Origin of the sequence: Saccharothrix texasensis (assembly GCF_003752005.1) — a bacterium.
Taxonomy (GTDB): Bacteria; Actinomycetota; Actinomycetes; order Mycobacteriales; family Pseudonocardiaceae; genus Actinosynnema; species Actinosynnema texasense.
The window spans coordinates 6,009,471-6,023,199 of record NZ_RJKM01000001.1 but is presented as its reverse complement, the minus strand read 5'-3'; the positions used below and the strand labels follow the sequence as shown (position 1 = coordinate 6,023,199).

Sequence of the window (13,729 nt, the reverse complement as noted above, 5' to 3'; positions counted from 1 at the left end):
AGGCAACCCCCTGTGCCGCCAAGCGCCCCCTGGCCGGTTCACCCCGATGACCCGGCCGTCCCGCTTGTGACACCCCTATAGACGCACGTGCGGGATGCGGGTTGCACGGAAATCAGGCCACGTTCAGGTGAACACCGGTCGACCCTCTCGGGGCCGGCCGGCACACCTCTACCCACGTAGGGCGGCGAACTACGGCTGAGCGCGCCTCAGAGCTTCACGAGGGGCACGCCGCCGATGAGCATCAGCCGCACCGTTCCCGCGCCGCCGAAGTCGATCGTGGCGGTCGCGCGGGGCCCGGAGCCGTCCACGGCCACCACGCGGCCGAGGCCGTACTTGTCGTGGCTCACCCGGTCGCCCACGTCCAGCTTCAGCGCGGGCGTGTCCTTCCAGCCCGCGTTCGTCGGCGCCGGGCGCGACGGACCTGAACCGCGGCCGCCGCCCCACGAGGTCGGCGCGGACGGCGCGGAGCGCTTGGGCTCCGCGCGCCGCCAGTCGAGCAGGTCGGCCGGGATCTCGTCCAGGAACCGCGACGCCGGGTTCGCCGAGGGCTGGCCCCACGCCGAGCGCACCAGCGCCCGCGACAGGTACAGCCGCTTCTGGGCGCGCGTGATGCCGACGTACGCCAGGCGCCGTTCCTCGGCCAGCTCCGTCGGGTCGCCGAGGGCGCGCAGGTGCGGGAAGACGCCGTCCTCCCAGCCGGTGCAGAACACCACCGGGTACTCCAGGCCCTTGGCGGTGTGCAGGGTCATCAGCGTGACCACGCCGTCGGACTCCGCGTCCGGCACCGAGTCGGCGTCCGCGACCAGCGACACCCGCTCCAGGAACGCCGCGAGCGAGCCCTCGGAGGGCAGGTCCCCGAGGTCGGAGGCCGCCACCTCGTCCGGCGCGGGGGTGTTCAAGTCCCCGAACTCGCGGGCCACCGTGACCAGCTCGTTCAGGTTCTCCACCCGGGTGTGGTCCTGCGGGTCCTCGCTGGCCTCCAGCTCGGCCCGGTACGCGGTCTTCTCCAGCACCGCTTCCAGGACGTCGGCCACGTCGTCGCCGCGCTCGACCAGCACGCCGAGCTCGTCCATCATCTCGACGAAACCGGCGATCGCGTTGCGCGAGCGCGGGTTGAGCAGCGGCACCTTGCCCGTCACGGCGTCGCGCAACGCCGCCGCGAAGCCGATCCGCTCGCGCTCGGCGTACATCGACACGCACGCCTCCGCGCGCTCGCCGATGCCGCGCTTCGGCACGTTCAGGATGCGCCGCAACGACACCGTGTCGTCGGGGTTGGACAACGCCCTCAGGTACGCCAGCGCGTCGCGCACCTCGCGCCGCTCGTAGAACCGGACGCCACCGACCACCTTGTAGGGCAGGCCGAGGCGGATGAAGATCTCCTCGAACACGCGCGACTGGTTGTTGGTGCGGTAGAACACGGCGATCTCGCCGTTGTTCGCCTCGCCGCCGTCCACCAGGTGGTCGATCTCGCGGGCGACGAACGCCGCCTCGTCGTGCTCGTTGTCCGCGACGTAGCCGACGATCTTCTCGCCGTCGCCCAGGTCGCTCCACAGCCGCTTGTCCCGGCGGTTCGGGTTGCGCGAGATGACCGCGTTCGCCGCGCTCAGGATCGTCTGGGTGGACCGGTAGTTCTGCTCCAGCAGGATCGTGGTGGCCTGCGGGTAGTCCCGCTCGAACTCCACGATGTTGCGGATCGTCGCGCCGCGGAAGGCGTAGATCGACTGGTCGGCGTCGCCCACCACGCACAGCTCGCCCGGCGGCACGCCGTCCTCGCCGGTGCCGATCAGCTCGCGGACCAGCGTGTACTGCGCGTGGTTGGTGTCCTGGTACTCGTCGACCAGCACGTGCCGGAACCGGCGGTGGTAGTGCTCGGCCACGTCCGGGTGGTTCTGCAGCAGCTCGACGGTCCGCATGATCAGGTCGTCGAAGTCGAGCGAGTTCGAGTCGCCGAGCCGGCGCTGGTAGCTCTCGTAGACCTCGGCGACGCGGCGCTCCAGGTCGTTGCCCGCGCGCTCCTTGGCGGTGGCGGCGTCGACCAGCTCGTTCTTCAGGTTCGAGATGTGGATCGCCAGCGTGCGCGCCGGGTAGCGCTTGGGGTCCAGGTCGAGGTCCCGCGCCACCAGCGTGATCAGCCGGCGGGTGTCGTCGGAGTCGTAGATGGAGAAGCTGGACGACAGGCCGAGGGTCTTCGCCTCGCGGCGCATGACCCGCACGCACATCGAGTGGAACGTGGACACCCACATCGAGCGGGCCCGCGCGCCGACCAGGTCGGCCACGCGTTCCTTCATCTCGGCGGCGGCCTTGTTGGTGAAGGTGATCGCCATGACCTCGCCGGGGTGGACCTGGCGCTCGGCGAGCAGGTAGGCGATGCGGCGGGTGAGCACGCGCGTCTTGCCGGAGCCCGCACCCGCGACGACCAGCAACGGGGCGCCCGCGTGCTCGACGGCCCGTCGCTGGGACGGGTTGAGGTCTTCGAGCAGCCGCCCAGAAGGGAAAGACCCAGAAGGGGAATGCGCGGACCGGGAGGAGGGGGGACTTGCAGGCAAGTCGAACAAGGCGCTCATCGCCTGTCCACGTTACCGGGTACCCCCGACAGTCCGCGGCTGTGGCATGATGAGCGGGTGCGCATGGCCCACTTCGAGTTTTTTTACGGGAACCGGACTCCGGCTCCCGTGGACCGCTAGCGCCGACAAGCCACCACGAAGCCCCGGAGTCCTCGGACCCCGGGGCTTCGCTGCTGCCAGGGCTGGGACTCCAACCAGAGTCGAGAGGTCGTCACGATGAACAGCACCGAAGCCGCACCGGACATCGACGCGCTGCGCCAGGAGATCGACCACCTGGACGCCGAGCTGCTGAGGCTGGTCAAGCGGCGGGTAGAGGTCTCCAAGGTGATCGGCGCGGCGCGGATGGCCGCCGGCGGCACCCGGATCGTGCACAACCGGGAGATCGACGTGATCAACCGCTACAAGGACCTCGGCCCGGAGGGCCGGGACCTGGCGATGATCCTGCTCAGGCTGGGCCGCGGCCACCTCGGCCGGTAGGGCCGTTCGATCGCCGCTGCTCCGCGGGCGGCGGGCGAGGTCGCCACCGAGGCTCCGTCCGCGGCTCGGCGGCGAATCCCCAGGCGGTGAGGGTGGACCTGGCCCTGGCCAGGTCCACGTCCACCAGCTGGGTGTCGTCCGGCACGTAGGCGAGCGGGTCGTCCAGCAGGTCCAGGCCGAGCAGGCCCTCCACCAGCGCGTGCAGGCACAGCGCCGAGTAGCCGCGCAGGTAGCCGCCCTCCTGCGTGAGCACGGTCGGCAGGCCGAGCCCCGACACCGCCCGGCCGATGTCCCGGTAGCCGGCGGCGGTCAGGTTGTGCCTGCCGTTCGGGTCGAACGCGGAGCCGTCGAACCCGGACGCGCAGACCAGGAAGTCCGCGCCGAACTCGGCCAGCGCCGGGAACGCGATCTCCGCCAGCGCCCGCCGGTACGCGCCGTCGCCCGCGCCCAGGGACAGCTCGACGTTGATGTTCGACGCGCCCGACTCGGCCGGCGCGCCGGTCTGCGCGTGGTTGGCGCCCCACGGGCCGTGCCGCATGTGCACGGACACCGTGAGCACGTCGTCGGTGTCGCGGAACACCTCCTGCGTGCCGTTGCCGTGGTGCACGTCCCAGTCCAGGACGGCGACCCGGCGACCCGCGCGGCGGGCCGTCTCGGCGACCAGCGCGGCGTTGTTGACCAGGCAGTACCCGTCCGCCGCGGTCGGCTGGGCGTGGTGGCCGGGCGGGCGGACCAGGGCGTAGGCCAGGCGCGTCCGGCCGGCCGCGACCGCCTCGTAGGCCGCCAGCGCGGTGCCGGCGGCGGCCCGCACCGCGTCCCACGAGCCGGGGCCCACGACGGTGTTCGCCTCCACCACCGTGCGCCGCTCGCACGCGGTCCGCAGCCGGGCCAGGTAGGACGGCGCGTGGACGCGGGCCAGCTCCTCGTCGTCGGCGAACCGGCCGGTCGACCAGGACAGGTGCGGCGCGACCGGCCCGTGCGCCAGCGCGTGCCGGAACGTGCGCAGCCGGGCCGCGTTCTCCGGGTGCGGTTCGGGCTCGTCGAGCCACTCCCACCGGCCGGGCAGCTCCCACAGCCCGGCGCCGGTGTCGTGCGCCAGGCAGGCGTCGTGCCAGAAGACCTCCACCCCTGGGAGATATCAGGGCGATCACGGATGGTCCAGCGGGTTTGGCGACGGGCACACTGGTGCCATGGTCATCGGTCTCATCACGGGCCTCATCGCGATCATCGGTGTGCTCGCCGCGCTGGCGCACGACGGTTACCTCGCGATGCTCGGTTCCGCCGCCAAGTCCAAGCGCGCCGCCGGCGCGCCCATCGCCCAGTACGTGCGCAGCCGGTGGACCGTCGCCGGGGTGACGACGATCATCGCGCTCGTCGGTCTGCTGATCACGTCGGGCGCGTCCACCTCCGGCGACATCATCGGCGCGCTGATCGCGGGCGGCGCCGGCCTGGCCGCCACCAACGCGCTCCAGGGCACCAGGAAGAAGCTGAACAGCGGCAGCTGAAAGATTCACTCTTAAGTGTGTCGCCGGCACCCACAAGGCTGATCAGCGCAGCTCTCCGTGCACCCTGCACCTACCCTGAGGTAGCGGCGGGGTCCTCGGCGTCCCACCCCCATTCCCCGCGCCACTCGGACCCGCTGGTGAGTCCGAGCCACAGGTGAACCGCGAGGGCCGTCAGGTCGGGGGGCGGAGGGGTCTGCACAGCATGGACATCGGGGAACCGGAACGGTCGGGTCGGCATCGGCTGGAGGACGGGGCGGCGATCTGGCTGCCCATGGGCGGGGAGCTGGACCACACCCCGCTCGACCGCGCGGTGGCGCGACCCGCGCCCGCGCCACCACCACGACCGGCGCCGCCACCGCCGCGAGCGCCGCGACCACCGGCCCCTCCACCCGAGCGGCCACCGCCGGACCCGTTCGTCGACACCGACGCGATGGGGCTGCGCAAGTTCAACATCGGCCTGGTGCCGGCCTCGGTGACGCCGCCCCGGACGTGGAAGCGGGCCGCCTGGTTCACCGTGCTGTCCTCGGCGGGCGTGCTGGTGGGGCTGGCCGTCGTGGCGTCCAACCTGGTCGGCACGAACGGCCCGGCCGAGCGCATCGCGCTGCCCGGCTACCCGACCGGCGTGCCGCTGCTCACCGGCTTCCCGCCGCCACCGCCACCGCCCACCTCCTCCACGGCGCGCCACGTGCCCGCCGCGGCCGTGGTGGACGAGCTGTCCCCCGCCGCCGGCGACCGGGCCGCGGCGGCCGGCAGCGCCCCCGACGACCCGGTCGCCGGCCCGGTCGTCGACCCGGTGCCGGAGACCTCCGCGGTCGTCACCGCGGTGCCCTCCGAGTCCGCGCCGGTCGTGGACGCCGACACGCTCGCGATGAGCACCGAGCTGTTCTACGAAGAGGTGGCGACGAACTCCGACGGCGCGCTGACGCTGGTCTCGGAGGCGTTCCGGATCGCGGGCGACGTGCTGGACCTGGAGCGCGAGTTCGCGGACGTGTCGCTGATCGAGGTGCTGGAGATCAGCGTCGACCCGACGCGGGGCGTCACGGTGAGCACGTTGGGCGTGACCCACGAGGACGGGTCCAGGACCACGGAGAAGCGGGAGCTGGTGTTCACCACCACCGGCACACCGCTGATCGACGGAGAACGGCCCGCCGGCGGCGCCTGAGCCCACCCGGGGTGGGCGTCGCTCCGTGATCCTTCCTCCGTTCGAGGTACCGGCGTCGACCACTGGCCGCCACGAACGAGTGAACTCCCACGCTGAGCTGGCTTCTCGCAGGTCCCCCACGGTACGAGTCTTGGCGACTACACGACCGAGGGAGTCGCCAGTGCAGCGCCCTACGACGAGCGGTCGCAGGCACAACCGCACGGGTTCGGTCACGGTGGCGGAGCTGATCAGGAAGCAGCCCGCGCCGGTGCGGATCCGGACCCGCGAGCAGGCCGCCACCCACGGCCTGGTCGCCGACCTGTTGCGCGAGGAGAACGACACGGCTCTCCCAGGGAGACGTCCCACCCGCACGGCGAAGCTCGCCGGCGTGACCACCGGTGCGGTCGTGCTGCTGGCCTCGATCGCCGCCACCGCGGTCCTCGCGGGCAACCGCCCCGCCGGTCCCGACGGGCCCCGGGTCGAGCCGCCCGCGGCGATCAGCGGGTCGGCCGCGCTGCGCCCGGACCTGCTGTCGGCGGGGCTGGGCGCCGGACGGCCGGACGGGGTGCCCGCGCAGGCGCGCCTGGTCGCCCCGACGGCCGTCTACACGCCGGCGGAGCCGCCGATGATGGTCCCGCCGACGCAGGTCGACGTCGGCCCCGAGCCGCAGGTCGACATCGTGCGGAAGTTCTTCGAGCTGCTGCCCGCCAACCCCACGCAGGCGGCCCGGCTGCTGTCGCCGGAGCTGCTCGGCGGCAGCCGGCGCGACTTCGTCGAGTCCTGGGACCACGTGCAGGCGATCACGATCGAGTCGACCTCGCTGCGGCCGGACGGCGCGGTGCTCGCGGTCGTGTCGATGCAGGAGCGCACCGGCCGGTGGATGCGGGTCGAGCAGCTGTTCCGGCTGACCGACACGAGCGTCCCACGCATTGTCGCGACCGAGGTCCTATCGGCCCAGCGCGGGTGACGCAGCGTGATGATTCAGCCCTAACTGTTCACTCAGCGTTCAACTGACCTGCGAAAGCGTAGGAAACTTCACTCAAAGGGGTTACGTAGACGGTCACGATTCGGTATCCATGGTCCCGGTCAGTAGCGCAATGCTCTCCCCCGGGAAAGGTGTCCAGCGGTGTCGAACGACGACAAACGCCGTCGACAGGATGGCTCGACGGCCAAGCTGTCGGTCGCCGACCTGCTCGCCAGGCGCGAGGCGGAGACGCAGCCGATCCCGCGGATCACCGACACCGGAGCCGACACCCGGGCGACCGCGCGGACCGGCGACGACGAGGAGACCGTGCGCTTCTCGGTGGCCGCCCTCTCCGCCGCGGCCGCCGCGAAGAACCTCCCGAACCTCTCGGGCCGCGAGCTGCACATCACCGAGCTGCTGCGCCGCGAAGGCCGCGCCGGCGAGGAGGAGCGGGGCGGCGGCGGGTTCTCCGTGCCGAAGCTCGTCGCGATGGCGAGCGGCGGCGTGGTGCTCGCCGGCACCGTCGCGTTCACCGCGACCAACCTGATGTCGTCCCCGGACGAGCGCCCGCTGGCGGAGGTGCGCTTCGACGCCCGCCCGGCGGCACGCGCCACCAACACGCTCACCAAGGACCTCGGCGCGGCGGCCGCCCAGCAGCAGGCGCAGCAGCAGACGCAGGCCGAGACCACCACGACGACGCCCGAGCAGGCGGCCGAGACGACGACCCAGCGCGCGCCGCGGCCCGTCACGCAGCAGCCGACGACCACGACGCGGCAGCAGGAGACGCAGCAGGCCCCGCCGAGCACGAGCACCACCACGCCGGCGCCGAGCAGCAGCACCCAGCAGACGACGACGCCCCCGCCGCCGAGCACGACGACTCCCCCGGCGCCGAGCAGCAGCTCCCAGCCGCCGTCGTCCTCCACGCCGCCGCCGTCCTCGTCCACCCCGAGCACCCCGAGCACCCCGCCGTCCGACGACGGCTCGGGCATCGACCTCGGCCTCGAACTCGACCTGGGCGGGATCCTGAACCCGATCGGCGGGTTCGACTTCTTCGCCCCGGCCAGCTGACCTCCGCACCGCCCTTCCCCGACCCCGCCGCCCGGACACGCCGAGTGGCGGGTTCGAGGTGCGCGGTGGGGTCGAGGTGCGCGAGCGGTGCGCCCGAACGGGTGGCGTGTCGGGCAGTTAGCCCGTTCGGCCGCAAAACTGGCGATCTTCGTGCGAACGGGTGTCCTTACGGCCCGGTATCAGGTATCCCTTCCCGGTCACCTCTCGGCTCACGTGACCTGCGCAACGGCTCGAAAGGCGTAGTCACGGCCGGGGTAGGCTCTGCGGGCGAGCGGTGGCCTAGCCTGTTCCGCGCACCGATCCGCACGACGAGGAGCCCGAGCGTGAGACCTGCTGCCCTTGCCGCGGTCACGCAGCGCCCCAGCGAGGTGGTCCGGTGAGCAACGACGGTCGCGTCATCGCCGACCGCTACCGCTTCCTGGACCGGATCGGCAGCGGCGCGATGGGCGTCGTGTGGCGAGCCCAGGACGAGCGCCTCGGCCGCATCGTGGCGATCAAGCAGCTGCTGCTGGCGCCGAGCCTCGACGAGCGCGAGCAGGACGAGGCGATCCAGCGCGCCATGCGCGAGGGCCGCATCGCCGCCAAGCTGCACCACCCCAACGCCATCGCCGTCTACGACGTGGTGGAGGAGAACGGCGCTCCGTGCCTGGTCATGGAGTACCTGCCGTCCTACAGCCTGGCCGACACGATGGCCGAGCACGGGCCGCTGGACCCGATCGAGGTGGCGCAGATCGGCATGCAGGCCGCGTCCGCGCTGGCCGCCGCGCACGCCGCCGGGATCGTGCACCGGGACGTCAAGCCCGGCAACGTGCTGCTCGCCGACAACGGCCTGGTCAAGATCACCGACTTCGGCATCTCCCGGGCCAGCGACGACGTCACGGTCACCAAGACCGGCCTGATCGCGGGCACGCCCGCCTACCTGGCGCCGGAGATCGCGCGCGGCCAGGACCCGGGCCCCGCCTCGGACGTCTTCTCGCTCGGCTCGACGCTGTACGCGGCGGCCGAGGGCGAGCCGCCGTTCGGGCTGTCGGAGAACACCCTCGGCGTGCTGCACGCCGTCGCGGCGGGGCGGATCAACCCGCCGTCGGTCGACCACCCGTTGACCGACGTGCTGCTGCGGCTGCTCAACTACGACCCCGCCGACCGGCCGACCATGGCGCAGGCCCGCGACATGCTCAGCGCCGTCGCGCACGGCCGCAACCCCAGCCTGACCGGCCTCCTGCCGGCCAGCTCGCCGGGGTTCGCGCCGGTGCCGGCGGGCGCCACGGCCCTCATGGACGCCGACCGCACCCGCGTGGTGCGACCCGGGCCGCGGTCGACGAGCGGCGCCACGCCGGTCGTCGCGCCGCCGCCGTCGCGGTCGAGCGACAACCGGCCGCTGGTGATCGCCGCCGTGGTGCTCGGTGCCGTGCTGCTGCTCGGCTTCCTGGCGGTGGCGCTGGACTGGTTCGGCGGCAAGGAACCGGTCACGCCGCCGGCGAGCGAGACGAGCTCGTCCACGGCCAAGCCGACCACGACCACCGCGCCGCCGCCCACGACCACCGTGGAGACGGAGACGGTCACGGTCGAGCCGACCACGACGACCGAGCCGACCACGACCACCACCACTACGACGACCACGCCGCCGCCGACCACGACCACTACGACCACCACGACCACCACCACTACGACGACAACCACCATCGCGGGCTCTACACCCCCCACTGCGGGACAGGGCGGACCGTGAACCTCGTAAGGTGGTGCCGAGCCCGATCGGGTGACGCAACGTTCTTGTCCTAGTGGCGTCTTGTCGTTCGCCACTGAATGAAGCCCTAGCAGCTACTGGGAGCACGCCGTGAGCGACGATGGCCGCCTGGTTGCCGGCCGCTACCGACTTGGCCGGCGGATCGGCAGCGGTGCTATGGGCATCGTCTGGGAAGCGCACGACGAGCGGTTGCACCGCACCGTCGCGGTCAAGCAGCTGCTGCTGCAGCCCGGCTTGGCCGAGTCCGACACGGACGAGGCGAAGCGCCGCGCCATGCGCGAGGGCCGGATCGCGGCACGCCTGCAGCACCCGCACGCGATCGCGGTGTACGACGTGGCGGAGGACGACGGCCAGCCGTGGCTGGTGATGGAGTACCTGCCGTCCAAGAGCCTGTCGACGGCGTTGTCGGAGCGCGGCACGCTGCCGCCCCGCGACGTGGCGTCGATCGGCTCGCAGGTCGCCTCGGCGCTCGCCGCCGCGCACAACGCGGGCATCGTGCACCGCGACATCAAGCCGGGCAACATCCTGCTCGGCAACGACGGCACGGTGAAGATCACCGACTTCGGCATCTCCCGGGCCACCGGCGACGTCACGGTCACCGCGACCGGGATGCTCGCGGGCACGCCCGCCTACCTCGCGCCCGAGGTGGCCAAGGGTTACGACCCCGGCCCGCCCTCGGACGTGTTCTCGCTCGGCTCGACGCTGTACGCGGCCATCGAGGGCGCCCCGCCGTTCGGCCTGAACGAGAACACCATCGCCCTGCTGCACCAGGTCGCGTCGGGCAAGGTGGTGCCCCCGAAGCAGGCGGGCCCGCTGACCGCGCTGCTGATGCGCCTGCTGCGCGCCGAGCCGGAGGACCGGCCCACCATGGCCGAGGCCCGCGAGGCGCTGGCCGCGGTGGCGGCGGGCCGGGCCGCGCCGGAGTTCCCGGTGGCGATGCCGCAGAGCCACCCGCCGTCGTGGCAGGGCTCGCCCGTGCAGGCCCAGCCGACCCGCGCGCTGACCCCGGCGGGCCAGCACAACCCGCCCGCCGCGCCGAACAACCCGCCGCACTCCGCGACCAGGGTGGCGCCCGCGCCGACCCCGCAGCCCGCGGCGCAGCGGCAGCAGGGCCACGCCCCGGCGGTCCGGCCGGCCGCCCGCCCGGCCGGCGCGTCGAGACCGGGTGGCGGTCCGATGAAGAGCAAGCGGTCCACCGTGTTCACCGCGCTCGCCATCGCGGGCGCGGCGGTCGTGGGCATCCTGCTGGCGAGCGTGCTGTCCGACAAGGACGAGCCGGGCGACAACCAGGCCGGCGCGACCACGACGACCGCGGCGCAGGAAGCGGGCGGCGAGGCGTCGGTGACGCCGTCGAAGAAGCCGACCACCCCGACCGCCAAGATCACCGCGATGCCGTCGCCCCAGCAGCAGGAGCAGGCGCTGCGCGACTACTTCGCCCTGCTGCCGGAGTACGTGGACGAGGGCTACAGCCGGTTGACCGCCAAGATGCAGTCCACGGCCGGCGGCCCGAGCGGCTACCAGGGCCTGTGGGGCCAGGTGAAGTCGGTCGAGCTGGAGAACGTGCGGGAGAACTCGTCGTTCGCCTACGAGGTCGACATCGCCTACCACATGAAGGACAACTCGGTGATGACCGAGCGCAAGCTGATCATCCTGAAGTGGGAGAACCAGGGCATCTACATCGACGGTGAGCAGAAGCTCGGCCAGCCGTAGGCCGGGCAGGTCAGCGGGACGACGACTTCAGCGCCTCCAGCAGGGTGGTCACGGCCGGTGAGCCGACGCCGTCCTCGCGGATCGCCGCGCAGATGGACCTGGTCGGCTCCGGGTGGCGCAGCTTGCGGACCACCACGCCGGGGTGCACGACGCCGAGGCTGAGCTTCGGCACGATGGTCACCCCGAGCCCGGCCGCGACGAACCCCTGCGCGGTCGGGTAGTCGTCGGCCTCCACCACGGTGTTGGGCGCGAACCCGGCGCCCGCGCAGGCGTTGAGCACGATGTCCCGGCACGGTCCGGGTGGCGACACGGCGTCCACCCACTGCTCCCCGGCGAGGTCGGCGAGATCGAGCACGCGCTTGCGGGTCAGCTCGTGGCCGCGTCGCAGCACGGCCACGTACGGGTCGTCGAGCAGGTGCACGAGCTGCACGCCGCGCGGCGGCTCGGCGTCCGGTTGGTGCACCACGATGGCCACGTCGGCACGACCGGCCTCGACCTCCACCATCGGGTCGTCCGGCTCGGTCAGCTTGAGATCGAGCTGGACGTCCGCGTGCTTGGCCCGGAACAGGGCGACGGCGGGCGGCACGAGCGCCGCGCCCGCCGTGGCGAAGTAGCGCACCCGCAGCCGCCCGGTGCGGCCCGCGCGCAGGTCCGCGAGCGCCGCCTCCGCCTCGACCAGCCGGTCGGTGATGTGCGCGGCGTGCTCGGTGAGCAGTCGACCGGCCAACGTCGGCCGCACGCCGCGCCCGACCCGGTCCAGCAGGGGCAGGCCGGCCTGCTTCTCCAGCGCCGAGACCTGCTGGCTGACGGCCGAGGGCGTGTACCCGAGGTTGACCGCCGCGGCGGTGATGGAGCCGGTGGTGACCACGGCCCGGAGCACCTGCATGCGTCGCACGTCCAACATGGCACAACCTTACAGCTGTGCTTAAGCATCATGCAGTTCTATTCACTTGTGCTGATACTTCGCGAAGCGCACAGTGTGCTCGTGAACAAGCCTGGCACGCTGATCAGGATGGGTGTCCTGGCCCTGCTCTGGGGTTCCAGCTTCCTGTGGATCAAGATCGCGCTCACCGGCCTCTCGCCGATCCAAATCACCCTCACCCGCACGGCGCTCGGCGCACTGGTGCTGGTCGCGCTCGTCTACGGCAGCAAGCAGCGGCTGCCGCGCGACCGGGCGTCGTGGCTGCACCTCGGCTTCGCCGCGCTCTTCGGCAGCGCGGTGCCGTTCGCCCTGTTCGCGCTGGGCGAGACGACGGTGGACTCGGGCGTGGCCGGTGTGCTCAACGCCACCACGCCGCTGTTCGCGCTGGGCATCGGGCTGGTCCTGGGCACGGAACGGCAGCGCAACCCGGCCCGGTTCGCGGGCCTGGCGCTCGGCTTCGCGGGCGTGCTCGTCATCTTCGCCCCGTGGCAGAAGGCCGGTCTGGCGAGCTGGGGCGCGCTCGCGTGCCTGGCCGCGGCGGCGTCTTACGCGGTCAGCTACGCCTACGTCGGCCACAAGGTGTCCGGCCGCGGCCTGACGCCGATGCAGATCTCCTCGAGCCAACTGGTGGCCGCGGCGGGCATGACGGCCCTGGTGGTGCCGGTGGCCGGGTTGCAGCCGGTGCACCTGTCCTGGCAGCCGCTGGTCGCCGTGGCGATCCTGGGCGTGTTCGGGACGGGCGTGGCGTTCGTGCTGAACTACCGCGTCATCGAGGACGAGGGCGCGACCAACGCCACGATGGTCGGCTACCTGCTGCCCGTGGTGTCGGTGCTGCTGGGCGCGCTGTTCCTCGGCGAAGCGCTCAACGTCCGCGTCGTGCTGGGCATGGTCGTGGTCCTCGTCGGCGTCGCGCTGACCCGCAAGCAGCCCGCGACGGCGATCGCGCCGGTGCCGGACGAGCCCGCCGAGCTCGCGCGGACCACCGTCGCTACGCTCAAGTGACCTGCGATAACGCAGTGTTACCCGTCGGTATGGCGGGCCGCGGGGCCAACTGAGACACCCGTCCTGGGCAAACGGGTGGACTTGAGACACAGGTCTCCCCCGATCGCGTGGTGTTCAGGCGATACGCGTCCTGATTCGCCCTCTCGGACGTCTCCTCACATGAGAGGGACGACTCCGGAAGGGAACCCACAGGACATGAGCAACGACAGCATCACCATCACGACGACGTTCCACCTCCTCGTCCCGGGCGTGGCCCCGGCGCCGGTGGAGGCCGAACTCCACTACGAACCCGAGGACCCGTACGCGGTAGCCGTGCTGTTCCACACCGGCCAGGGCAAGGTCGAGTGGATCTTCGCCCGGGACCTGCTCGCGGACGGCCTGCTGACCTCCTCCGGCGAGGGCGACATCCTGGTCCGGCCGGCCGCCGACGACCCGGAGCGGGTCCTGGTGGAGCTCAACGCGCCGACCGGGTTCGCCATCCTGTCGGCCGACGCCGAGGACATCGCCGAGTTCCTGGACCTCACCTACGACGTGGTCCAGCCCGGCGAAGAGGACCTGTGGATCGACTTCGACCGCGAACTGGCCAAGCTGGTCTCGACCAACTGACACCCCCGCGGGCCACGCCATCGCCT

The 13,729-nt window shown here is 72.3% G+C and carries 12 protein-coding genes; 9 read left to right on the top strand and 3 right to left on the bottom strand.

What is annotated here, in order from left to right; genetic code table 11:
- Positions 1-206: 206 nt before the first annotated feature.
- The gene (pcrA, locus tag EDD40_RS26650) at positions 207-2,564 is read right to left on the bottom strand and encodes a DNA helicase PcrA (protein WP_123745351.1); all 2,358 of its coding nucleotides are present in this window, start codon (positions 2,562-2,564) and stop codon (positions 207-209) included.
- 216 nt (positions 2,565-2,780) lie between these two features.
- On the opposite strand from pcrA, the gene EDD40_RS26645 reads away from it, so the two are divergent.
- Positions 2,781-3,041, top strand: a complete 261-nt coding sequence (locus EDD40_RS26645) for a chorismate mutase (protein ID WP_123745350.1) — start codon at positions 2,781-2,783, stop codon at positions 3,039-3,041.
- On the opposite strand, the gene EDD40_RS26640 is transcribed toward EDD40_RS26645, so the two are convergent.
- Entirely contained in the window at positions 3,010-4,167 is a 1,158-nt protein-coding gene (locus EDD40_RS26640; protein ID WP_123745349.1) for an arginase family protein, read from the bottom strand. The genes EDD40_RS26645 and EDD40_RS26640 overlap by 32 nt on opposite strands.
- 64 nt (positions 4,168-4,231) lie before the next feature.
- On the opposite strand from EDD40_RS26640, the gene EDD40_RS26635 reads away from it, so the two are divergent.
- From EDD40_RS26635 to EDD40_RS26605, 6 genes are all read left to right on the top strand, one after another.
- Complete coding sequence (locus EDD40_RS26635; protein WP_123745348.1) at positions 4,232-4,546, top strand: hypothetical protein; 315 nt, start codon at positions 4,232-4,234, stop codon at positions 4,544-4,546.
- A gap of 202 nt (positions 4,547-4,748) precedes the next feature.
- Positions 4,749-5,708, top strand: a complete 960-nt coding sequence (locus tag EDD40_RS26625) for a hypothetical protein (RefSeq protein ID WP_170185203.1) — start codon at positions 4,749-4,751, stop codon at positions 5,706-5,708.
- Positions 5,709-5,868: 160 nt separating this feature from the next.
- Positions 5,869-6,654 (top strand): hypothetical protein, encoded by a 786-nt coding sequence (locus EDD40_RS26620; protein ID WP_148088920.1) that lies wholly within the window; start codon positions 5,869-5,871, stop codon positions 6,652-6,654.
- 159 nt (positions 6,655-6,813) lie between these two features.
- Positions 6,814-7,719: a hypothetical protein gene (locus tag EDD40_RS26615; RefSeq protein ID WP_123745345.1), complete on the top strand. Its 906-nt coding sequence runs from the start codon at positions 6,814-6,816 to the stop codon at positions 7,717-7,719.
- 376 nt (positions 7,720-8,095) lie between these two features.
- Positions 8,096-9,445 carry a serine/threonine-protein kinase gene (locus tag EDD40_RS26610; protein WP_123745344.1) on the top strand — a complete coding sequence of 450 codons (1,350 nt, stop codon included), beginning with the start codon at positions 8,096-8,098 and terminating at the stop codon, positions 9,443-9,445.
- Positions 9,446-9,553: 108 nt separating this feature from the next.
- A complete protein-coding gene (locus EDD40_RS26605; protein ID WP_123745343.1) occupies positions 9,554-11,173 on the top strand; it encodes a serine/threonine-protein kinase in 1,620 nt (539 codons plus the stop codon).
- A gap of 10 nt (positions 11,174-11,183) precedes the next feature.
- On the opposite strand, the gene EDD40_RS26600 is transcribed toward EDD40_RS26605, so the two are convergent.
- On the bottom strand, positions 11,184-12,077 hold the full coding sequence (locus EDD40_RS26600; protein ID WP_123745342.1) for a LysR family transcriptional regulator: 894 nt from the start codon (positions 12,075-12,077) through the stop codon (positions 11,184-11,186).
- A gap of 75 nt (positions 12,078-12,152) precedes the next feature.
- On the opposite strand from EDD40_RS26600, the gene EDD40_RS26595 reads away from it, so the two are divergent.
- Positions 12,153-13,097 (top strand): DMT family transporter, encoded by a 945-nt coding sequence (locus EDD40_RS26595; protein WP_246037823.1) that lies wholly within the window; start codon positions 12,153-12,155, stop codon positions 13,095-13,097.
- A gap of 195 nt (positions 13,098-13,292) precedes the next feature.
- Positions 13,293-13,703 (top strand): SsgA family sporulation/cell division regulator, encoded by a 411-nt coding sequence (locus EDD40_RS26590; RefSeq protein ID WP_053721570.1) that lies wholly within the window; start codon positions 13,293-13,295, stop codon positions 13,701-13,703.
- The last annotated feature ends 26 nt before the right edge of the window (positions 13,704-13,729 follow it).